Origin of the sequence: Dickeya oryzae (genome assembly GCF_009372235.1) — a bacterium.
Lineage (GTDB): Bacteria > Pseudomonadota > Gammaproteobacteria > Enterobacterales > Enterobacteriaceae > Dickeya > Dickeya oryzae.
In genome coordinates this window covers 172873-195799 of the sequence record NZ_SULL01000013.1, presented here as the reverse complement: position 1 = coordinate 195799, position 22927 = coordinate 172873, and the positions used below count along the sequence as shown (strand labels likewise).

The following is a 22927-nucleotide window of genomic DNA, read 5'->3' as shown; positions in this document are numbered from 1 at the left end:
TGTAGTCAGGATTTGGCAAGACGTCGCTGACACCGAAGGCAAACGATTCGCTCACCGCTATCCTATCTTGTGCCTGAAGAGTGCGTAAGCCGCGCTGCCCGTGGTCGCGGTAATGGTCAGTAACGGCCATAGACCATGCCAGATGATGCTCATACTGGCGTTTTTCAGATAGATCTGTTTGGTGATATCAGTGAAATGGCGCACCGGGTTAACCCAGGTAAGTTGTTGCAACCACATCGGCATGTTCTCAACCGGAGAAACATAGCCGGAGAGCAGGATAGCTGGCATCACGAAAACAAATACGCCAATGAAGGCCTGCTGTTGGGTCGAGCAGAGCGCGGAAATTAATAACCCAAACCCTACCAGTGATAACCCATAGACCAGCATGCTGAGGTAGAACAGCAATAGTGAGCCGGAAAACGGAATGCGATAAGCCAGGATACCGGCTGCCAGCACGATACTGGCCTGTACGGTGGCGACAATCAGCGCTGGCACGGCTTTACCGACGAAAATTTGCCCGGTAGAGAGCGGTGACACCAGCAACTGCTCCAGCGTTCCTTGTTCCCGCTCACGAGCCACCGACAGCGCGGTGACGATCAGAACACCAATCGTGGTAATCAGCGCCACCAGCGACGGCACCACAAACCACTTGTAGTCCAGATTCGGGTTATACCAGTGGCGGATCACCAGGTTACTTTGGTGCGTCAGCGTCGAAGAGGTGATTCGCTCCTGCTGATAGTCCTGTACGATTTGTTGAATATAGCGGGCAGCAATTTGAGCACTGTTGGAGTGGCGTCCGTCAAGCAACAGTTGGAGGCTGGTCGGTGAATTGTTTGCCAGTTGGCGGGAGAAATCAGCGGGAAAGCGCACCAGCAGCAGTGCACGCTGGTCATCAAGCGTGGGGGCGATTGCCTGTGGGCTGTGCAACAGGATGACCCGCGAAAATGCACTGGCGCTGGCGAAACGCTGGGTCAGTTCGACGGATGCCGCGCCGTTATCTTCGCTGTAAATGGCGATGGTGGCGTCGGTGACGTCCAGCGTAGCGGCGAACGGGAATAACAGCACCTGCAACAGTACCGGTAATACCAGGATGGCGCGAGTTTGTGGCTCGCGCAGCAATGACTGAAGCTCTTTGCGGATCAGCGTCCACAGGCGATGCAACATACGCTTTTTCCCTCTGTGCCGCTCAGGGCGTTACTGTCCATGGTCGTGCTTCGGATCTAATCGAGCCGCCGTCGGGTTTTCCAGGCGGTCAGGCCAATGAAAAACACCGCTGATGTCATCAAAAACAACAGATTCATCATCAACACGCTGCCGATGTTCCCGGCTAAAAACAGGGTTTGCAGTGTGCTGACGAAATAGCGTGCGGGGATCAGGTACGATACCGCCTGTACCAACACCGGCATGCTGTGAATTTCAAAGATAAACCCGGACAGCATCACCGCAGGCAGAAATGCCGCATTCAGCGCTACCATCGCGGCGTTGAATTGGTTACGGGTCAGGGTGGAAATCAGCAACCCCATACCTAGCGTGCTGGCGAGAAACAGACTGCTCATGCCAAACAGTAGCCACAGCGAACCACGATACGGTACGCCGAGTACAAATACCGCCACCACCACGCACAGCACCATGGCAATCATGCCCAGCACGTAGTAGGGGAGTAATTTGGTGAGCAGCAATTCGGCGCGGGTGACCTGGGTTGATAATAATGCCTCCATGGTGCCCCGTTCCCACTCGCGGGCGATCACCAGTGAGGTCAGAATCGCGCCGATCACCGTCATGATGATGGTGATGGCACCGGGAATGATGAAATGGCGGCTGATGGCGGCGGCGTTGAACCAATAGCGTGTCTGTATGTCAATCAGCGGTTGGTAATGGCTGCCGTTGTCTTGTGCGTATTGCTGCTGCCAAAGTTGCCATACCCCTTGAGCATAGCCCTGTACGAACTGCGCCGTATTTGGCTCGCTGCCATCGGTGATCACCTGAAGCGGTGCTGAGTCTTGTGGGCGCGCCAGGCGGGTAGCGAAGTCTTCGGGGATCACGACTAAGCCGCGAATTTGCCCGGCTTGCATCTTCTCTATCAGCGCCGGGCGGTTGTCGCTCAGGGTGACGGACAAAAAGGGTGAACCAGTAAAGGCGCGGGCCAGACTATTGGCTTCGGCGCTGTGCTGCTCCATCAACACGCCGACGTTCAAACGGCTGGAGTCGAGGTTGATGCCATAACCGAAAATAAACAGCAGCAACAGTGGAATGACGAAGGCAATCAGTGCGCTGCTGGGGTCGCGCAGGATCTGGCGGGTTTCCTTCAGACACAGCGCGCGCAGCCGTCGCCAGGAAAAACGTTGATCGTTAAGGCGTTTTTTATCCCGGTGCTGGTTGTTAAGGTCTTGCGGCATGCGTCACCTCCCGGTCGTAAGCCTGTACCAGCGTGATAAACGCCTGTTCCATGGTCGGCTCCGGTGTGTCGTCGCAGGCCGCCTGCCGCTTGAGGTCGTCCGGCGTGCCGCTGGCAATCAGCCGTCCCCGGTATACCAACCCGATACGGTCGCAGTATTCGGCTTCATCCATAAAATGGGTAGTGACCATGACGGTCACGCCTTTGTCCACCATGCCGTTGATATGCTGCCAGAACTCCCGTCGGGTGAATGGGTCGACGCCGGAGGTGGGTTCGTCAAGAAACAGGATATCCGGTTCGTGCATTAACGCGCAGGCCAGTGCCAGCCGCTGGCGAAAGCCCAGCGGCAGCGAATCCGGTGTTTGCTGGAAAATGGGATGGAAATTGAACGCCTGCGCCATGCTGTTCACCTTTTCCTGCTGACGCTGGCCGCTCAGGCCGTAGACGCCGGAGAAAAAGCGCAGGTTCTGTTCTACCGTCAGGTTGCCGTAGAGCGAAAATTTTTGCGCCATATAACCGAGGTGCTGACGCGCTCGCCCGGAGCCGGTTTTGAGGTCCATACCCAGCACCAGCGCCTGACCCTCGGTGGGGGTTAGCAGGCCGCACATCATACGAAAGGTGGTGGATTTACCGGCACCGTTTGGCCCCAGCAAACCGAAGATTTCACCACGACGAACCTGAAAACTCACCTGGTCGGTGGCGGCAAAATCACCGAATTTTTTTGTCAGGTTGCGTGCTTCGATCACCGTTTCCCGTCGATGGGTATCCAGTTGCGGCAAAATCGCCGCCAGTGACGAGGTGGCGCTGGGGCCGCCCCCCAGCAGGTCAATAAACGCATCCTCGAAACGTGGCGCGGTATTTTGCACCCGATCCGGTGGCAGGTTGAGGGCATGCAGTAAGGCGTCGCGGTCTGCCTGCGGTTTTAGAATCAACCGCACGTAGCGCCCTTGAATAACCCCGTCGCTCACCTGTGGCTGGCGCAGCGCCTGTTGTAGCAGGCGGCGGTGATTACTGTCCGGCTGGTCGAGCAGAATGCAGCGGCCCGCCATCTGTTGCGTCAGGTCGGCGGGCGCGCCCCGGTAGAGCAGTTCGCCGTCGTTGAGTAGCAGTACATCGCGGCACTGTTCCGCCTCATCCAGATAAGAGGTGCTCCACAGAATCAGCATGCCATCATCTGCCAGCTCGTGCACCATGCGCCACAGCTCACGCCGGGAGATGGGGTCGACACCGACGCCAGGTTCATCCAGCAACAATACGTTGGGTTGCCCCAGCAGCGTACAGGCCAACCCGAGCTTTTGCTTCATACCACCAGAGAGTTTGCCTGCCAGCCGGGTGGTAAAACGGGTGAGATCGGTAAACTGCAACAGCCGCTCAAACGTGGCACGCCGGGTATCACCGGTAATGCCCCGCAGGTCGGCGTAGAGCGTCAGGTTTTCCATCACCGTGAGGTCTTCGTACAGGCCAAATTTCTGCGGCATGTAGCCCAGTCGGGCGTGTAGCTGGCGGTCATTGGCTATCGGGTCGAGCCCCATCACCCGAATGGTGCCAGCGCTGGGGGTGAGCAACCCGGCTAGCATGCGCAATAGCGTGGTTTTGCCCGCCCCGTCTGGCCCCACCAGCCCGGTGACTGCCCCGGCACGAATATCCGCACTCAGTTGCGCCAGTGCTGGTTTTTCCCGGCCAGCAAAGCGTTTTTCCAGCGCATCAAGGTGGATAAGCGGTACATCACTGGTCATGTGAGGCCTTATCCTGTTCCAGCGTGAGTGTGACCGGCATTCCCTGACGCAAACCGTCGTCTGCGTCGTCCACAATGATACGCAGCCGGTACACCAGGTCGGTGCGAAGCGCCGTGGTTTCCACACTCTTGGGCGTAAATTCAGCACTGGGTGAGACGAAGCCGATACGGCCATGATAAGGGCGTCCCGGACGGCTATCGGTGTCAATCAGTACCTTTGTCCCCGGTGCGGCACGCCCTAACTGCGGTTCACTGACGTAAGCGCGAATCCACACCGGATGGGTTAGCGACAGGGTAAAGACGGTGCTGCCCGCATTCAGCATACTGCCGACTTCAGCCGCACGGGTGAGGATCACACCGGGGGAGGGCGCATACAGATGGGTGTCCTGCACATTGAGTTGCGCCTGCGCTTCGACGGCTTGTGCTTGCGCCAGCGCAGCCTCGGCGGCAGCGATTTCTTGCGGCCGGTTACCGCGTTGATACTGGCTGAGTTTTTCCCGTGCGGCCTGCAATGTTGCCTGAGCCTGATTACGTGTCGAGCGGGCATCTTCCAGTGCGTTGGCGGCGAGGGTGTGTTGCTTCCACAATCCCTGCTGTCGTTGGTAGAAACTGTTGGCGTAGTCGTAGGCGGCTTGCGCCTGCTCCACCTGAGAGCGTACCTGCGCAATTTCTTCGCTGCGGTAGCCTGCCTGTAATAGCGCCAGTTGTGCTTGTGCGTTGGCGACGCTGGCTTTCGCCTGTTGCTGCGCGTTTTGCAACGGCGCGCTGTCCAGCCGGGCTAGCTGTTGGCCGGGCTGAACGACATCGCCCTCATCTACATAGAGTGCCGCCAGACGTCCACTTACCCTGAAACCCAGATTAACACTGCGGATATCCACATTGCCGTACAGTGTCAACGGCGTATTTTGCTGATGACGGTGCTGCACCAGACCGTAACCGACAGCTGCGATAATCACGACCGCCAGTGCCAGCCACAGCCCTGTTTTCTTATTCATAGCGCTCCCGACGTGCTCTTGCGTCCTGGTTGTGCCCATCGAGCGCGGGATGGCCTCTCCCACTGGACGATGGCATCACTGTAAGAATAATCGCTCATTCAACAGTTTGCCGCATGCTGACTGCTGACGGGGCGGTTTCACCCCCTCTTCACAGGCGCTGCGGTGGAGGAATGGGCTTTATAATCAGTAACTAATTGATATCCATAAAGAGCAAAACTATTTTGCGCACAATGCAGAGGATAAAATGTGATCGACAGATAAAAATTCCTCAAACAAGCGATTTCCTGTTACAATCGCAGGCAGTCATGCACCGTAGTTTGTGCCCATTCATCTGGACTCGGCGTTGTGCGGCATACAAGCCGACGCGACGCGGAACCCATCTGTCATCACCCTAAAAACTGCACCGGTAGATACCGGGTAGGGTGACTCTGGAGTTGTTCTCGTTATGTCTTTTCAATCCCTCGGTCTGAGTGCCGATATTTTGCGCGCTGTGGAAGAGCAGGGCTACCGTGAGCCGACGCCGGTTCAGAGTCAGGCGATTCCGGTTGTGCTGGAAGGGCGCGATCTGATGGCTAGCGCCCAGACCGGTACCGGCAAAACCGCCGGTTTCACCCTGCCACTGCTGCAACTGCTGAACGAACGCCCGGTACTGGCGAAAGGTCGTCGCCCGGTGCGAGCGTTGATCCTGACGCCAACCCGTGAGCTGGCGGCACAGATCGGCGAAAACGTTCAGGCGTACAGCAAATATCTGCGCTTGCGCTCGCTGGTGGTATTCGGCGGCGTCAGCATTAATCCGCAGATGATGAAGCTGCGTGGCGGCGTCGATATTCTGATTGCCACCCCGGGGCGTCTGTTGGATTTGGAGCACCAGAACGCGGTTGACCTGTCGCAGGTAGAGATTCTGGTACTGGATGAAGCCGACCGTATGCTGGATATGGGCTTTATCCATGATATTCGCCGGGTGCTGGCGAAATTACCACCAAAACGGCAGAATCTGCTGTTTTCGGCCACCTTTTCCGACGAGATTAAAGAGCTGGCTGGCAAGCTGCTTACCAATCCGGCCTCGGTGGAAGTGGTGCGCCGCAATACCCCGTCCGAGCTGGTGACGCAACACGTGCATTTTGTCGATAAGAAACGCAAACGTGAGCTGTTGTCGCACCTGATCGGCAAGCACAACTGGCAGCAGGTACTGGTGTTTACCCGTACCAAGCACGGCGCTAACCATCTGGCGGAACTGCTGAATAAAGACGGCATCACCGCTGCCGCTATCCACGGCAACAAGAGTCAGGGCGCGCGTACCCGTGCACTGGCGAATTTCAAAGACGGCGATATCCGTGTGTTGGTGGCGACCGATATCGCCGCGCGTGGGCTGGATATCGATCAGTTACCGCACGTGGTGAACTACGAACTGCCGAATGTACCGGAAGATTACGTGCACCGCATTGGCCGTACCGGGCGGGCTGCATCAACAGGTGAAGCGTTGTCGCTGGTGTGCGTGGATGAGCACAAGCTGCTGCGCGATATCGAACGTCTGCTGAAGCGGGAGATCCCGCGCATCGCCATCCCAGGTTACGAGCCGGACCCGACCATCAAGGCCGAACCGATCCAAAACGGCCGTCAGGGTGGACGCGGCGGGCGGGGCGGCGCACCACGTCAGGGGGATCGCCCACAAGGTGAAAGATCCTCTGCACGTCCGCAAGGCGATCGCCCACTTCAGCCACGTCGTGACGGCGGCGCTCGCCCGGCAGGCCGTCCAGAAGGGCAACCTGCTGCCCGCCGTCGCCCGCCGCGTAATAAGCCTGCTAACGCGCAATAATCGACTAGATGGCGGTTTTCGCCTCCGGCTGTGGCCGGGGGCGATAAAACATCACCGCATTGCCCGCCAGAATCAGCAATAATCCCAGCACCGCATTACTGCGCCACACGTACCCTTCATACAATGTGGAGACTGAAAGCGCCACTAACGGAAACAGCAAGGTTGCATAGGCCGCCTGACTGGCACCGATCCGCCCGACCAGCGCGAAGTAAGCGCCAAACCCAATCACCGAACCAAACAGCGACAGATAAAACAGCGAGCCGAGGTATTGCAGCGAGAATTCCGGCGTGAAGCGGTAACCCAGCATCAACGCTATCAGCCCCATCGCCAGCGCCCCGTACAGCATGCCCCATGCGTTGGTCGTCATAATGTCCCGACCACTGTGTTGATGACGGGCGCTTATCATATTGCCGAGTGAGAAACCGTAGGTTCCCAGCAGGCTCAAACCGACGCCCCACAGCAGTTGCGGGCTGCTATTAAGACGCAACAGGTCGTGCCAGAACAGCAAGAGAATACCGGCCAGCCCCAGCGGGGCGGCGATCATCACATTACGGCTGAGGCGGGTGCCGAAAAACAGCCGACTATTGAAGGCGTTAAACAGCACCGCCATCGAAAAAATCACCGACTCCAACCCGCTCGGGATCCAGGCGACGGCATGATAAAAACAGAAGAAATTAAGACCGAAGACGGTGGCCCCCTGTGCCATGCACAATACATGCGCACGTCCACTCAACGGACGCAGGCGACGCGTCAGGATCAAAAACGCCATCAGCAGCGTCGAAGCACTGGCAAAACGCCAGAAAATCGACACTTCCGGTGGTACGTTACCATGCTGCAAACTGATGGCTATCCAGGTCGTCCCCCAAATCAGCACGACGGCGCTATAAAGCAGGCTATTCATTGTTATACTCCAGACCTTACACAGGCGCTCATTATCCGGCATTGCCGACAGGCTGACTGTCAGCAGGTTGCGGTGAGTAACAGAATCCTGCGGTTTTTTCTGTCGTGCGGTGACAACTTCCTAATAACGAGCGCTTGTTTTACTCTGTTGGTCAGAGGGGATATTTCGCAGGGTGATCAATGAGTCAGTACGACGCTTTCGACGTGTTACAGCATTATAAAACCCGGTTGCAGCAAACCGTGACGCTGGATAATCAGGTGCAACTGGCAGTCTGGCAGAATAGCCACGATCGGGTCACGCTGGAAAATACCCGTCATCATACCTTCAGTATGTACGTGCAGGATGGATACGAAAGCTACCACAAGCGCCCGGATGGGTGGTTTAACGGTGGTGCGCCGGGACGTTTTTGCCTGATGCCGCAGCAGAGCCAGTCCACCTGGGATATTCGCGGTAGCCTGCGTTTTGCCCACTTTTACTGTACCGATCAACACTTGCGTCAACTGGCGGAACAAACCTGGGATCGCAGCCCGGCGTCTATCCGGCTGGATGAGCGCATTTTTGTCGCCGATCCGGCACTGGAAGCACTGTATCGCCATTTTTTGCTGACCGGTAACTGGGACGACCCCGCCAGCCAGATGATGCTGAGTTCTGCATCAACGATGGTGATGCTACACATGCTGCGTCAATACAGCCAGTTACAGTGGCAGACGCCGGGCAGTCGCGGTGGGCTGGCACCGGCGGTGCTGCGGCGGGTAAAAGCGCGAGTTGACGCCCAACTGGGGGAACCGCTGACCCTGGCGGATTTGGCGATGGAAGCCGGGCTGAGTGAGTTTCACTTTTCACGCATGTTCCGCCAGAGTGAGGGGATGGCACCGCATCAGTATGTGATGAAGCGACGGCTGGCGCAGGCGGAACAGTGGTTACGCCATAGTAGTCGTTCCATTACTGATATCGCGCTGGCCTGCGGGTTTAGCTCCGCCAGTCATTTCAGCCAGCGCTTTCGCGCTGAATACGGCATCACACCGTCGGCGCTACGCCAGCACAGCTCAGACTGATGGCTGTTGTGCCGCGAGCTGGCATAGCGTCAATGCCACCTGATACGATTTAACGAACGACGGCACCGGCAGAAACTCGAAGCGTGAGTGAAAGTTGTGCGCGCCGGTAAAAAAGTTTGGCGTCAGAATGCCTTTGGCCGACAGTGCCGCGCCGTCGGTGCCGCCGCGCATCGGAATCACGTTCGGGGTAATCGACAGTGTGCTCATGGCGGCAAACAGCAGGTCAAGCGCGCGCCGGTCATCCCCCAACGCGTTGCTGATGTTGCTGTAAATATCAGCGATGGTGCAACTGACCTGACCCGCAGGATAGCGGTCGGCAATCTGTGCGGCGACGTCGCGTATCTGTTGTTTTCGCTGTGCAAACCCGGCCAGATCGAAATCACGGATCGAGGCTTTCAGCACCGCTTCATTGGCGTTGGCGTGGATGTCGTTAAACCAGATATATCCCTCCCGCCCCTCGGTGTGTTCCGGGGTCTGCTGGCGATCAAACTGGCTGATGAAATCGTGCGCCATCAGAATGGGGTTAACCAGCACGCCTTTGGCTGACATTGGGTGGGCGGTCACACCGGTAAAGCGGATTTCCGCCGATGCCGCATTAAAATTCTCGTACACCACTTCACCTAATTCACAGCAATCGATGGTGTAGGCGAAATCGACGTTGAAGCGCGTCAGGTCCAGCGCTTTCGCGCCCCGCAAGCCAATTTCTTCGTCCGGCACGAACGCGACGACAATGTCGCCATGTGGCTGGTCATCAGGCAGGTTTTCCAACAGCGTCATCACCACGGTGACGGCGGCTTTGTTGTCGGCCCCCAGCACGCTGGTGCCGTCGCTGAAAATGATGTCCTGATTGCGATAGGGCAGAATCTCCGGGTGCTCACTGATGCGCAACCAAATATCCTGTTCCGGGTTCAGGCACAGGTCTTCGCCAGTAAAACGTAAGGTTTGCGGGTGAATATCCGGTGACAGGCCGACATCTACGGTATCAATATGGGTAATAAAACCAATGCGTGGCGCAGACGGAGTATTGCCTGGTTTCACCGCGGTGACGGTGGCATGTTCGTCGCACATTATCTGGCTCAGTCCCAGAGTGCGCAGCTCCTTTGCCAGCAACTGGGCCATCGCCATCTGACCTGGCGTGCTCGGTAGCGTGGTCGCCGCAGCGTTGCTCTGGCTGGTGACCGCCAGATAGCGGTAGAAACGGTCGGTCAACTGGCGCGTCAGGTTATCGCTCATAACGGATCCTTATTGGTAAACCCCATGGAAAGTTCGGTATTGTTTTCAACCATAATCAAAGGCTTCGTTGTACTCAGCGAGCTACCTGGAAGTCAATAAAAAGCGAGGGTGGGGATGAAAAACAGGTTAACACGTATTGCGCTGGCGGCGATGACGCTGGCGGTTACCCAGATGGCATGTGCCAAAACGCTGGTGTACTGCTCTGAAGGTTCACCGGAGAACTTTAACCCGCAGTTGTATACTTCTGGGACCAGCGTGGATGCCAGTGCCGTGCCGATTTATAACCGGCTGGTGGACTTCAAGGTCGGTACCACCGAGCTGATACCGAGTCTGGCAGAAAGCTGGGAGATAAGCCCGGATGGCACGCAATACACCTTTCATCTGCGTAAAGGGGTGAAATTCCATCACAACGCTCAGTTTACCCCGAGTCGTGATTTCAACGCCGACGACGTGATTTTCTCTTTTCAACGCCAGCGTGATCCCAATAACCCTTATCACAAGGTGTCCGGTGGCACCTATGCCAACTTCGAAAGCCTGTCGTTTCGTAGCCTGATTACCGCTATCGACAAGCTGGATGACCATACGGTGCGTTTCACCTTAAGTCATGCGGAGGCCCCGTTTTTGGCCGACCTGGCGTGGTATTTTGCTTCGATCCTGTCTGCTGAATACGCCGACCAGATGCTGAAAGCCGGTACACCAGAAAAAGTGGATCTGGAGCCTATCGGCACCGGTCCGTTCCAACTGGTGCAGTATCAGAAAGATTCCCGCATTTTGTATCAGGCGTTTGCGGATTACTGGCAGGGTAAAGCCAAACTGGACCGGCTGGTTTTTAGCATCACACCGGATGCCTCGGTGCGTTACGCCAAGCTGCGCAAGAATGAATGTCAGGTGATGCCGTTTCCCAATCCGGCGGAGCTGGCAGACATGAAGAGCAATAAAGACATTACCCTGATGCAAAAAGCTGGGCTGAACATCGGTTTTCTGGCATTTAATACCCAAAAACCGCCGCTGGATAACCTCAAGGTGCGTCAGGCATTGACGATGGCTATCAACAAACCGGCGATTATCGAAGCCGTATTTCAGGGCACCGGGACGGCGGCTAAAAATCTGCTGCCGCCTGGCGTATGGAGCGCGGCGTCTGATCTTGAGGATTACCCATACAACCCGGAAAAAGCGCGAGCGCTGCTAAAAGAAGCCGGTATAGCGCAGGGCACCACTATCGATCTGTGGGCGATGCCGGTACAGCGGCCGTATAACCCGAACGCGCGTCGTATGGCGGAAATGATTCAGGCTGACTGGGCGAAGGTGGGGGTGAAAGCCACTATCGTCAGTTACGAGTGGGGTGAATACCTCAAACGGGTGAAAAGCGGTGAACATCAGGCGGCGCTAATGGGCTGGACTACCGCGACCGGCGACCCGGATAACTTCTTCGGCCCGCTATTTACCTGTCCTTCCGCCAATGGCGGGTCTAATTCATCCAGGTGGTGCTACCCGCCGTTTGATACGTTGATTACCGAAGCGCGTGCCGAGCAGGATCACCAGAAACGTGTGGCGCTATACCGTCAGGCGCAGTTCATGATGCATGAGCAGGCTCCTGCGGTGATGATTGCGCACTCGACGATCTTTGAGCCGGTGCGCAACACGGTGAGCGGATACGAAATCGACCCGTTTGGTAAACACATTTTTTATCAGGTCGATATCCGACAGTAATATCCACACCACGGTGATACCAGCACCACAGCAATATCAACGCCACAGCGGGAGAGTTTCGGCTTTCCCGCTCGTTTAAGCACCCCGCTGTGACACCGTTTTTCCTGCCGATGCTTTCTCCCCGTCGACAGTTTCTCCCGCCGACAGTACCATGACCTGCCTTTTTTATGATGAGTTGAGTTATGCGCGTTTTACTGGCCCCGATGGAAGGGGTGCTGGATTCCCTGGTACGGGAATTACTCACCGAAGTGAATGATTACGATCTGTGCATCACCGAATTTTTGCGGGTGGTGGATAGCCGTCTGCCGGTAAAAGCGTTTTATCGCCTGTGCCCGGAATTGCGCCACGGTAGCCGTACCCCGTCCGGTACCCGGGTCCGGGTACAGTTACTCGGTCAGTACCCGCAGTGGCTGGCAGAAAATGCCGCCAGGGCGGTAGAACTCGGCTCCTGGGGGGTTGATCTCAACTGTGGTTGCCCATCGAAACTGGTCAACGGTAGTGGCGGCGGTGCCACCTTGCTCAAAGACCCCGAGTTGATCTATCAGGCCGCCAAAGCGATGCGTGACGCGGTACCGCTATCGTTGCCGGTGACGGTAAAAGTGCGCTTAGGCTGGGATTCTGGCGATCGCCAGTTTGAAATTGCCGATGCGGTAGCGCAGGCGGGAGCCAGTGAACTGGTGGTGCATGGTCGCACGAAAGAGGATGGGTATCGGGCCGAGCGCATCAATTGGGCGGCGATAGGGGAAATTCGCCAACGCCTGAATATTCCTGTTATCGCCAACGGAGAAATCTGGGACTGGCAAAGCGCACAGGATTGTATGGCCGTGACCGGTTGTGACGCGGTGATGATTGGCCGGGGCGCGCTCAATGTGCCTAACCTGAGTCGGGTCATCAAGTATCGTGAGGCGCGTATGCCGTGGGCGGAAGTGGTGCAATTGCTACAGAAATACGTGCGGCTGGAGAAGCAAGGCGACACCGGTTTGTATCATGTTGCGCGTATCAAACAGTGGCTGGGCTATCTGCGTAAAGAGTATGACGACGCCAGTGAGCTGTTCAGCCAGATTCGTGCGCTGACGACCTCGGCTGATATTGCGCGGGTTATCAACGGTATCCGGTAACAGTATCCGCTAAGCGATACCTTGCTGTGCCATCCTGAGCGTCGTAACCTGAGCGTTGTATCTGTTCCGTTACACCATCGACTTGAAAGGCGCGAGGTTGTGCATGTTATCCGGATTCAATCATCTGACATTATCGGTGTGCGATTTACCGCGCAGCCTGACGTTCTACCATCATCTGCTGGGGTTGCGGCTGGAGGCGGAGTGGGCGACAGGGGCGTATCTGTCATTGCCGGGATTATGGCTGTGCTTGTCACTGGAACCGGCACGTGGCGATATCGCCGCGGGCTATACCCACTACGCATTCAGCGTTTCTGCCGATAATTTTCCGTTGTTTTGTCAGCATCTGCGTGATGCGGGCGTTACAGAGTGGAAAGATAACCGTAGCGAAGGCGACTCGCTCTATTTTCTCGACCCGGACGGTCATCAACTGGAGGCACATGTCGGTGATTTGGCGTCACGGCTGGCGCGTTGCCGTCAGGCCCCTTATCACGCGATGACGTTTTATTCGTGAAGTTGGGCTGTGAAAAGAAAATTTACAACAATATCTCTTCCTGATCGGCAAAATGCGTGATGGCAGATTGAATTATTATGCTTTCGTATCTATACATGAGTATCGAAAAGCAAGATTTGTAATAATGACGCGGTGAAATAGAGGAAATAGTGATGAAAAATACGACGTTCCACATTCCACATGGGGGGTGTTAAGCCGGATTTATGGTTACGTGGGGAAAGTGAAAACAGCGATTGGTTTTTATCGTTATGATAACCGGTAACGATAGATCGTCTGACGTAATGAGATTCATTTTGCCAGCCAGCCATGATGGAAAATGGAAGACTGGTTTTTCTGGTAAGGAATAGATGGCGTTTCTGTTTAATCCGTTCTCTTTTTTCAGCATGGTGAACGCACACTGTGCTTTTTGCTTGTGGTGCTTATTTCAGCACATCATGCCAATGACGGCTGGCGCAACTCACGCGTCGTTACCCGGAGCAATATCCGGGTGATACGATTCCAGATAGGTAGAGTGCAGGGCGGTTGGCGGCGTGATAAGTGAGAACCATGAGCTATACCGCTGATAGCCTGGATAAAAGTTAGCATAATAATCTATCTGATGATTAATATTACATAAGCTGATCGTCTGTTGTCCTGCTTGTAGGTATTTGCCAAATAAAGCGACGGTCAGAGAGAACCGATAAGCGGAGAAAAAAAGTGCACGAGCATTTCAGAGGGAAATATGAAGTTGAATTGAAATTTCGTATTCAGGATATTATCGCTTTTCGTGAAAAATTATTCAGCCATCATCCTGAATCGTTCGTATTCGAAAATAAGGAACATGATATTTATTATGATTCAGCGGAAAAGAAGCTGGGGCAACAAAATATCAGTATGTTGTTACGCCGCATGGCACCATCCGGGATTAAGCTGTGGATTGTGAAAGGTCCGCGAACCGGTCGTTGTGAGGCCGTCAACGTGGAGTCATTCGATATGACAGACAGCATGCTGAGAACGTTGGGGTTTTTGCCTATCTTTGAAGTGAATAAAACCCGCAGCATCTATTTTCTCGACCGGTTTCACATCACGCTGGATTATATTGAGTCGTTGGGGCATTTCGTCGAGATATCCTGTATGACAGAGGACGAGACGGAACTGGATATTTTGGGTGAGCATTGTCAGGATTGCGCGATACGGCTGGGGCTGCAGATGGATAGCATCGAAACCCGTTCTTACCGTCAACTGCTGGGGTATTAAGTGGCGTCACCCAATCGCGCGTGACACCACCTGTTCCACGAGCCGGGGCTATCAGCCCCTATCGCCCTTGTCTTTTTCGACGATGGCAGTGTTGCCGGAGACGTCGTTGTCGCCGTAATACAGCGTACCGATGCGGATGATATCGCGGCCCTGCGCCTTGCGGTGTTTATTGGTATCACGCAGTGAATAGATACACCCGCAGTATTCTTGCTGGTAGAAACGCTCGCGTTTGCTGATGTCAATCATGCGCGCTGAGCCACCGCCTTTACGCCAGTTGTAGTCCCAGTAGGTCATGCCCGGATAGCGGCTGGCGGCGGTGACACCACACTGGGTTATCTGTTGCATGTTCTTCCAGCGGGAAATACCCAGTGAACTGGAGATAACCGAAAAACCGTGCTCGTGCGCGTACAACGCGGTGCGCTCAAAACGCATGTCGAAACACATAGTGCAGCGAATACCGCGTTCCGGCTCCCATTCCATGCCTTTGGCGCGTTCAAACCAGTTATCGCTGTCGTAATCCGCATCGACGAAAGGAATGCCTTGTTTTTCGGCAAAACGCATGTTCTCTTCTTTACGGATCAGGTATTCGCGCTGTGGGTGAATATTCGGGTTATAAAAGAAAATGGTGTACTGAATGCCAGACGCGGTGATAGCTTCCATCACTTCGCCTGAACACGGTGCACAGCAGGAATGCAGCAACAGCTTGTCAGCCTGATTAGGCAGTGTCAGCACAGGGCGTTGAAAGCCGGTGCGCGGTTCATTGCCGGTGGAATGTTCCTTTTGGGGTAAGTGTTCCTTGTCGGACACGGCGTCATCCTTATTTTCATGGGTACATCAGCAGTGGGCAGTATCGGTTATCCACTTATCGATGACAACCTGGCTCCAGTTGGGATAGGGCTGTCAAACTTTGTCACAAAGCTTTTAAGACAGGCGGAGTGCGTGCGATCCGTCGGCGCATTATAATGCGTCGTTCTTTTTTTCAGTTAACAGTACACTGTTTAAGCTATTGAATAATGAATAAAAAATTTCGGCTTTCCGTTGTAAGCCTGCTGTTGCTTTCCGCCCCTGTGTGTTTCGCCGCACAGGCCGTGGCTAAAACACCTGTGACACAGCATGCCCCATCCCGTCAGGAGATTGCCTCCGGCAGTGCGATGGTGGTGGATATGCGTAATAACGAGGTGCTCTATTCCAGTAATCCGGATGTGGTCGTACCGATTGCCTCTGTGACGAAACTGATGACCGCCATGGTGGTTCTGGATGCCAATCAACCGCTGGACGAGCTGATTTCCGTTGATATCAGCCATACCAAAGAGATGCAAGGGGTGTATTCCCGCGTGCGTCTGGGCAGTGAAATCAGCCGCCACGATATGCTGTTGCTGGCGTTGATGTCGTCGGAAAACCGTGCTGCCGCTAGCCTGGCGCATCACTACCGTGGCGGGTATCAGGCGTTTATCACCGCGATGAATGCTAAAGCGCGTTCGCTTGGCATGATGCATACCTACTATGTGGAACCGACCGGGCTCTCAACCAGTAATGTGTCTACCGCACGCGATTTGACGAAGTTGCTGATTGCGTCCAAACAGTATCCGCTGTTAAGCCAACTCAGCACCACGCATGAAAAAACCGCCGTGTTTACGCACCCGTCGTACACGTTGCCGTTTCGTAACACCAACCATCTGATTTATCGCCCGGACTGGAATATTCAGTTGACCAAGACCGGTTTTACCAATCAGGCAGGCCACTGTCTGGTGATGCGTACGGTGATCGGTGGTCGTCCGGTGTCGCTGGTGGTATTGGATGCGTTTGGCAAATTCACCCATTTTGCCGATGCCAATCGCCTGCGTAACTGGCTGGAAACGGGTAAAGTCAGCCCGGTACCGGAAGCGGCGCTGAGCTACAAGAAGCAGAAGTCACTGGCGTCACGCCAGCCGCATGGCAGCGGAGCTGGCGTTACTGCTGAGGTGGATGAATAACCGTCAGATTAGGGCGGTGTTACGATACCGCCCGTTGGTCCTGCACTATCCGGCCTGATGCCGCAATGTCCTCTTCATGGCCGGGTTCGCGCCAGGTTTCCGTGAGTGCCTGCTGGTACCATAACTGCATCGCCGGTTGTGCCAGCATGTGGCTGGCATACTGTGCCGCTGCGCCCGTTAATGGCAGTGCGTAGGTTTGTGCCCGGAAGACTACCGGGGCGAAAAACGCGTCAACGGCACTGAACTGTGCGCCTGCCAGAAACGGCCCGCCAAATCGTGCTATCCCTTCCTGCCACAATTGATTGAGCCGGTCGATATCGCGTTGCAATTCTGGGGTGATGGCATGAAGTTCCACCCGCACGCCGCAACTCATCGAGCACTGGTTACGCAAGGCGTTAAAACCGGAATGCATTTCCGCCGCCGCGCTGCGAGCCCAGGCACGGGCCGTCTTGTCTTGCGGCCATACCGCAGGAACGTCCTCCGCCAGATATTCGGTAATAGACAGCGAATCCCAAACGGTGATGCCATCGTCAACCAGACAAGGAACTTTGCCGGTCGGTGAGAATGTTTTGAATGCCGTCTGGACGGGGGTGGGGGCAAACGGGGTGAGGATCTCGTCAAACGGGATATCCAGCGTTTTCAGCAGGATCCACGGGCGCAGCGACCAGGACGAATAGTTTTTATTGGCGATGTGCAACTGATACATCTCTTCCTCCGTGGGATAAAGCGATGGGCCGAGTTATCACTCCAACACAGGTACAACCTGAGGTGTGATGGGTATAGATGTACCACGGAATCAGTGACATGGCACTGACCGATTAGCCGATTACTCGGTTCAGGCTAACAGCACCTGAGCGCACACCGCCTGCAATGCCGGGAAGTCGGCATTACTGCTGCTGCCACTGTCGGTAATCAGCAGGTCGATATCCGTGGGGGCGGCGTAGATAACGCGGCTGGTTACGCCAATCTTGCTGTGATCCGCCAGCATGATGCGTTGTCTGGCATTGCGAGACATCGCGCCGGCAATTGCTGCTTCATGGTGGGAAAAGCTGCTGGCACCCGACTGGCTGGCAATACCGACCGGTGAGAGCAGCGCGATATCAGCCCGATAACGCTGGATTTCCGTCACCGTCAGAGCACCGCTGGTGGCCTGTGCGGCTGCGCCCATGTGGCCGCCGAGCAGAATGACCTCATGTGGCGCATACTCGTCGGTTTCTGCGGCGGTGAGTGTCAGCGCGACGTTTAAGCTGTTGGTAATAATGGTCATGCCGGGAAGCACCAGCAATTCCGCAGCCAGCAAGGTGGTGGTGCTGCCTGCATCAATAAATAATGTCTGGCCTGCTTTTACCTGTTGCGCCGCCAGTTGGGCAATCGCCCGTTTTTCCTGCTCCCTTACCGTATTGCGAACGGATAGCGGCGGCTCGGGTTCGACATCCGTCGCGACGATACCGCCATGAACCCGACGCAACACCCCCTGAGCTTCCAGCTTGAGTACATCACGCCGCACGGTTTCCCGCGACACACCAAGATGCTGAATGATGTGGTCGGTACTGACCCGGTTGAGGGACGACAGCAGCAGGCGGATACGGTGCAGGCGGGTTTCTTCAAGCATGAGCAGGCATTCTCTCGGTCAGGATGACAATCGCCGTCATTATAACGATAAGGCAGCAGACTGGCAGGAACAACATAGGGTTGGTCTGTTTGTGTAATTTTGTGCATTTAAGCATAACAGGTGTCACCGTATTGGCAATGGTCTTCTGGAAAATTGAGGTGGTTGTATTTATCAATTTGTTTTTAATTGAGTAAATTGCTTTTCTTGCAAAGAGAGCGATCGCGTAATAACACGCTAAATCACGGGTTTTTTAGGCGGCAAGCCTGCATTTTCAGTATGCGTATTTTTGTATTTGTGCATTTTGTTGCTTTTGGTGTAGGGTAGTGTTCATCAGGCGGCACCGGGGAGCCGGTAGCCATCACGCGTTGGCACATTACTTTTAATCGGGAGTCATCATGGCGACACGTTCAACCATCATGGATACCAACAGCTTCCGGGCTGAACACGCAGCAGCATTGAGCGACGATATCCGCACACTGACCGAAAAACGCAGCAGGGTGCTGGGGGAGTCTTACCGGCTGTTCTACCGTAACCCGGTGCATCTGGTGCGTGGCGAGAAGCAATACCTGTGGGATGCGGCGGGTAACCAGTATCTGGATGTATACAACAACGTCGCCAGTATCGGCCATTGCCATCCGGCGGTGATTGAGGCGGTACACGCACAGATGTGCCAGCTCAACACGCACACCCGCTACCTGCATGACCGTATTCTGGATTACACCGAAGAGTTGCTGACGCTGGTGCCAGCGGCTATCACCAAGGCGATGTACATGTGTACCGGCTCGGAAGCCAACGATCTGGCGATTCGCGTTGCGCGCGCTTACAGCGGTGGCACCGGGATTATCGTGACTCGCGAGGCGTATCACGGCACCAGTGAACTCACGTCCGGTGCGTCGCCAGCGCTGGGCAGCGGCCAGCCGATTGCAGCAACGACACGTCTGGTCCCCGCGCCGGATCGCTATCGTGTCGAGGCACCGGATTTGGGGGCCTGGTTTGCGAATGAAATTCAGAAGCAGATCGATGACATGGCCGCGCACGGCATCAAGTTTGCCGGTTTCCTCGCCGATTCGATTTTCTCCTCTGACGGCGTGCTGCCGGGGCCAGCCGGTTACCTGCAAGCCGCTATCGATGTGGTCCATGCCAACGGCGGCATCTTTATCGCCGACGAAGTACAACCCGGGTTTGCCCGTACCGGTGACGCATTCTGGGGTTTTGCCCGCCACGGTATCGTGCCGGATATCATCACGATGGGGAAACCGATGGGAAATGGTATTCCGGTCTCGGCGTTGCTGGCGAAACCCGATGTGCTGGCCGCGTTTAGCGATGAAATTCCCTATTTCAATACCTTTGGCGGTAACCCGGTATCGATGGCGGCGGCACAAGCCGTCCTGACGGTGATCCGTGAAGAGAAATTGCAGGAGCACAGCAAGGTCGTCGGTGCCCAGTTACTGAAAGAGCTGGCCGGACTGGCGGATCGTCATGCCTGTGTGGGTGATGTTCGCGGTGCCGGGTTGTTTATCGGTTTTGAGCTGGTGAGCGATCGTGATAGCAAAACGCCGGACAAAACACGCGCGTTGAACGTGATAGAACAGTTGCGTGAACAGCGCGTGCTGACCTCGGTCGCCGGTCCGCACGGGAACGTGCTGAAATTGCGTCCGACGCTGGCATTTCAGGCGCATGATATCGACTGGCTGGTCGGTGCGCTGGATAAGGCGCTGAGCGCCACCAACTCCTGATTGTTGTGCTGTCTGATGCCGATGACCTGACTATACATTGCCTGACCGGGTGCCAGTGCGTCTGCATAGTGTGCGATTCCTCCCCAGCCCTTGTGTTATGTCACACCGTTGGCGGGAAAATGCGTGATAGCCATTTTTCCGCTGGCGGTTTTGTGGCACATTAGCCGCCTTGTTAACCACACACTCATCAGGCAGCGTGTCGCACCCTGACTGGCAACTGCACAAGGAATTCGCAATAACAATGAAATGGTTTACTCCACTGGCGCTGGCGGTTGGTTTGGCCTGTAGCCCACTGTGGGCGCAAACGCCCCAGTCACAGACAACTGCACCACAGGCAACGCCCGCTCACCAGCAACAGCGCGATGCTTTCGTTAACGACTTAATGAAAAAAATGACGCTGGATGAAAAGATTGGCCAGCTTCGTTTGATCAGTGTCGGTCCGGATAACCCGAAACAGGCCATCCGCGAAATGATCCACAACGGTCAGGTCGGTGGGATTTTCAACACGGTTACCCGGCAGGATATTCGCGTGATGCAGGATCAGGTGATGCAGCTAAGCCGCCTGAAAATTCCGCTGTTTTTCGCTTATGACGTGGTGCACGGTCAGCGTACCGTTTTCCCCATCGGGTTGGGGCTGGCTTCCAGTTGGGACATGAATGCCGTCGAACTGTCGGCAAAGATAGCGGCGTATGAAGCCACCGAAGACGGCCTGAACATGACCTGGGCACCGATGGTGGATATCACCCGCGATCCGCGTTGGGGCCGTGTTTCCGAAGGGTTTGGTGAAGATACCTACCTGACCAGTGAAATTGCGCGCATGATGGTACAAGGTTTTCAGGGAGATGACTTGTATGGCCGTCACTCGCTGATGACCAGCGTCAAACATTATGCGTTGTATGGCGCGGCAGAAGGCGGGCGTGATTACAACACCGTCGATATGAGCCCGCAGCGCATGTTCCAGGAGTATATGCCGCCGTATAAAGCCGCGATTGATGCAGGCAGCTACGGTGTGATGGCATCTCTCAACTCCATCAACGGTGTACCGGCGACCGCCAACCGCTGGTTGCTCAAAGATGTGCTACGTGACCAGTGGCATTTCAAAGGCATTACCATCAGCGACCACGGCGCTATCAAAGAGCTGATCAAGCATGGTGTGGCGGCAGACCCGAGTGATGCTTCGCGCATTGCGGTGCAATCCGGTATCGGTATGAGTATGAGCGACGAGTATTTCGCGCGTTACCTGCCGGATTTGGTGAAGCGCGGCGTGGTCAGCATGAAAGATATCGATGATGCCTGCCGTCAGGTGCTGAACATGAAATACGACATGGGCTTGTTCGAAGACCCGTATCGTCACCTTGGCCCGGTCGGTTCCGACCCGGTGGATACCAATGCCGAAAGCCGGTTACACCGTGAAGAAGCGCGTGATGTGGCGCGTCGTAGTCTGGTGCTGCTGAAAAACCGTCTGGGTATTCTGCCGCTGAAAAAATCCGGCACCATCGCGGTTGTCGGTCCGCTGGCTGACAGTAAGCGCGACATCATCGGCAGTTGGTCTGCTGCCGGACGTCCGGCACAGGCGGTGACCGTGTATGAAGGTATTCGTAAAGCTGTCGGGTATAACGCCCGGGTTTATTACGCCAAAGGCTCGAACATCACCAATCATCCGGGGTTGATCAAATTCCTCAATGAATACGATGAATCCGTGGTGGTGGACCCGCGCTCGCCGCAGGCAATGATTGATGAAGCGGTCGACGTGGCGAAGAAATCTGACGTGGTGATCGCGGTCGTGGGGGAATCCCAGGGGATGGCGCATGAAGCCTCCAGCCGCGCCAAAATCACCATTCCGCCAGAGCAGAAAGCGCTGATTGCCGCGTTGAAAGCAACCGGTAAACCGTTGGTGCTGGTGCTGATGAATGGCCGTCCGCTGGATCTGAGCCGTGAAGATCAGCAGGCGAACGCGATACTGGAAACCTGGTTTAGTGGTACCGAAGGGGGTAATGCTATCGCCGATGTGCTGTTTGGTGATTACAACCCATCAGGGAAATTGCCGATGACCTTCCCGCGCTCCGTGGGACAGATCCCGATGTACTACAGCCATTTGCCAACCGGTCGTCCGTACTCAGCCGACGCGCCCAACAAATACACCTCGCACTATTTTGACGAGGCCAACGGGCCGCTGTATGCGTTCGGTTATGGCTTGAGTTACACCACCTTTGCGGTATCTGACGTGAAACTCTCCAGCCCGACGATGAAGCGTAACGGCAGTATTACCGCGTCGGTGACGGTAACCAATACCGGTAAACGGGCTGGCGAAACCGTGGCACAGCTGTATCTGCATGATGTGGTGGCGTCGGTTAGCCGTCCGGTGAAAGAACTGCGTGGTTTCCAGAAGGTGATGTTGATGCCGGGTGAAAGCCGCACCGTGACATTTACCCTGTCACCGAAAGATCTGATGTTCTACAACGCACAGATGCAGCAGGTAGCGGAGCCGGGCAAGTTTGACGTGATGATTGGGCTGGATTCCCAGCGTGTGAAAACCAACAGCTTTACCTTGCTGTAAAGACTGTGGGTTGAGTCCGTTAAGGGTGACAGACGACGGCCCCTGCGATGTAGGCAGGGGCCTGACAGGAAAACCGGCTGCACGGCAACAGGCGGCCGGGACTGACCGGTTCGGCGTTAGCCACCGTGCACGATAATAATATACCCCACCAGCATCACACCGCCGATGCCGCCTAACGCGCACAACGCAAACAGGCTGACGACCCCCAGTTTTTTGATATTCATCCGGTTATCCTTTTGTTACGCCCCGGTAATGGTAACGTTCCGGCGATTATAGAGACTCCACCATCGGATACAAGCCAGCCGCGTGTGTTGATACCCAGCCGTTACCGGGTTGATAAATGT

Annotated in this window: 19 protein-coding genes; 9 read left to right on the top strand and 10 right to left on the bottom strand. The window is 55.5% G+C overall.

Annotated features, from left to right (window positions below):
• Positions 1-57: 57 nt before the first annotated feature.
• From FAZ14_RS14555 to hlyD, 4 genes are read right to left on the bottom strand one after another with little or no spacing between them, the layout of a single operon-like run.
• Positions 58-1164 carry an ABC transporter permease gene (locus tag FAZ14_RS14555; protein ID WP_153508765.1) on the bottom strand — a complete coding sequence of 369 codons (1107 nt, stop codon included), beginning with the start codon at positions 1162-1164 and terminating at the stop codon, positions 58-60.
• Between the two features lie 56 nt (positions 1165-1220).
• Positions 1221-2396, bottom strand: coding sequence for an ABC transporter permease (locus FAZ14_RS14550; RefSeq protein WP_153508764.1), 1176 nt, complete (start codon positions 2394-2396; stop codon positions 1221-1223).
• On the bottom strand, positions 2380-4131 hold the full coding sequence (locus FAZ14_RS14545; protein ID WP_153508763.1) for an ATP-binding cassette domain-containing protein: 1752 nt from the start codon (positions 4129-4131) through the stop codon (positions 2380-2382). Before FAZ14_RS14545 ends, FAZ14_RS14550 begins: the two co-directional genes overlap by 17 nt.
• Positions 4121-5125: a secretion protein HlyD gene (hlyD, locus tag FAZ14_RS14540; RefSeq protein ID WP_153508762.1), complete on the bottom strand. Its 1005-nt coding sequence runs from the start codon at positions 5123-5125 to the stop codon at positions 4121-4123. Before hlyD ends, FAZ14_RS14545 begins: the two co-directional genes overlap by 11 nt.
• Positions 5126-5570: 445 nt before the next feature.
• On the opposite strand from hlyD, the gene rhlE reads away from it, so the two are divergent.
• Positions 5571-6941, top strand: a complete 1371-nt coding sequence (rhlE, locus tag FAZ14_RS14535) for an ATP-dependent RNA helicase RhlE (RefSeq protein WP_153508761.1) — start codon at positions 5571-5573, stop codon at positions 6939-6941.
• Positions 6942-6945: 4 nt separating this feature from the next.
• Here the strand turns inward: rhlE and FAZ14_RS14530 are convergent, their stop codons facing one another.
• Positions 6946-7842, bottom strand: a complete 897-nt coding sequence (locus tag FAZ14_RS14530) for a DMT family transporter (protein WP_016942604.1) — start codon at positions 7840-7842, stop codon at positions 6946-6948.
• A 179-nt stretch (positions 7843-8021) separates the two neighbouring features.
• Here FAZ14_RS14530 and FAZ14_RS14525 point away from each other — a divergent pair, with 179 nt between their 5' ends.
• Complete coding sequence (locus FAZ14_RS14525; protein ID WP_016942603.1) at positions 8022-8897, top strand: AraC family transcriptional regulator; 876 nt, start codon at positions 8022-8024, stop codon at positions 8895-8897.
• On the opposite strand, the gene pepT is transcribed toward FAZ14_RS14525, so the two are convergent.
• The gene (gene pepT / locus FAZ14_RS14520; RefSeq protein WP_153508760.1) at positions 8889-10130 is read right to left on the bottom strand and encodes a peptidase T; all 1242 of its coding nucleotides are present in this window, start codon (positions 10128-10130) and stop codon (positions 8889-8891) included. The two genes, FAZ14_RS14525 and pepT, sit on opposite strands and share 9 nt — an antisense overlap.
• Positions 10131-10244: 114 nt before the next feature.
• On the opposite strand from pepT, the gene FAZ14_RS14515 reads away from it, so the two are divergent.
• The 4 genes from FAZ14_RS14515 (at position 10245) to cyaB (ending at position 14705) form a co-directional block, all read left to right on the top strand.
• Positions 10245-11840: an ABC transporter substrate-binding protein gene (locus FAZ14_RS14515; protein WP_153508759.1), complete on the top strand. Its 1596-nt coding sequence runs from the start codon at positions 10245-10247 to the stop codon at positions 11838-11840.
• Between the two features lie 182 nt (positions 11841-12022).
• Complete coding sequence (dusC, locus tag FAZ14_RS14510; RefSeq protein ID WP_153508758.1) at positions 12023-12958, top strand: tRNA dihydrouridine(16) synthase DusC; 936 nt, start codon at positions 12023-12025, stop codon at positions 12956-12958.
• Between the two features lie 103 nt (positions 12959-13061).
• Positions 13062-13469 carry a VOC family protein gene (locus FAZ14_RS14505; protein WP_038926353.1) on the top strand — a complete coding sequence of 136 codons (408 nt, stop codon included), beginning with the start codon at positions 13062-13064 and terminating at the stop codon, positions 13467-13469.
• 696 nt (positions 13470-14165) lie between these two features.
• The gene (cyaB, locus tag FAZ14_RS14500) at positions 14166-14705 is read left to right on the top strand and encodes a class IV adenylate cyclase (protein ID WP_038926352.1); all 540 of its coding nucleotides are present in this window, start codon (positions 14166-14168) and stop codon (positions 14703-14705) included.
• Between the two features lie 51 nt (positions 14706-14756).
• On the opposite strand, the gene FAZ14_RS14495 is transcribed toward cyaB, so the two are convergent.
• Positions 14757-15512 (bottom strand): epoxyqueuosine reductase QueH, encoded by a 756-nt coding sequence (locus tag FAZ14_RS14495; RefSeq protein WP_038926351.1) that lies wholly within the window; start codon positions 15510-15512, stop codon positions 14757-14759.
• Between the two features lie 206 nt (positions 15513-15718).
• On the opposite strand from FAZ14_RS14495, the gene pbpG reads away from it, so the two are divergent.
• Positions 15719-16678, top strand: coding sequence for a D-alanyl-D-alanine endopeptidase (gene pbpG / locus FAZ14_RS14490; protein ID WP_016942597.1), 960 nt, complete (start codon positions 15719-15721; stop codon positions 16676-16678).
• A gap of 19 nt (positions 16679-16697) precedes the next feature.
• On the opposite strand, the gene FAZ14_RS14485 is transcribed toward pbpG, so the two are convergent.
• Together FAZ14_RS14485 and FAZ14_RS14480 are read right to left on the bottom strand one after the other, a co-directional pair.
• Positions 16698-17384, bottom strand: coding sequence for a glutathione S-transferase family protein (locus FAZ14_RS14485; RefSeq protein ID WP_153508757.1), 687 nt, complete (start codon positions 17382-17384; stop codon positions 16698-16700).
• A 129-nt stretch (positions 17385-17513) separates the two neighbouring features.
• Positions 17514-18290, bottom strand: coding sequence for a DeoR/GlpR family DNA-binding transcription regulator (locus tag FAZ14_RS14480; RefSeq protein ID WP_153508756.1), 777 nt, complete (start codon positions 18288-18290; stop codon positions 17514-17516).
• Positions 18291-18685: 395 nt separating this feature from the next.
• Between FAZ14_RS14480 and FAZ14_RS14475 the strand changes: the two genes are divergently transcribed.
• Together FAZ14_RS14475 and bglX are read left to right on the top strand one after the other, a co-directional pair.
• Positions 18686-20026 (top strand): aspartate aminotransferase family protein, encoded by a 1341-nt coding sequence (locus FAZ14_RS14475; protein ID WP_153508755.1) that lies wholly within the window; start codon positions 18686-18688, stop codon positions 20024-20026.
• 241 nt (positions 20027-20267) lie between these two features.
• Positions 20268-22583 carry a beta-glucosidase BglX gene (gene bglX, locus FAZ14_RS14470; RefSeq protein ID WP_153508754.1) on the top strand — a complete coding sequence of 772 codons (2316 nt, stop codon included), beginning with the start codon at positions 20268-20270 and terminating at the stop codon, positions 22581-22583.
• 116 nt (positions 22584-22699) lie between these two features.
• On the opposite strand, the gene FAZ14_RS20325 is transcribed toward bglX, so the two are convergent.
• On the bottom strand, positions 22700-22807 hold the full coding sequence (locus FAZ14_RS20325; protein WP_012770198.1) for a membrane protein: 108 nt from the start codon (positions 22805-22807) through the stop codon (positions 22700-22702).
• Positions 22808-22927: the final 120 nt, after the last annotated feature.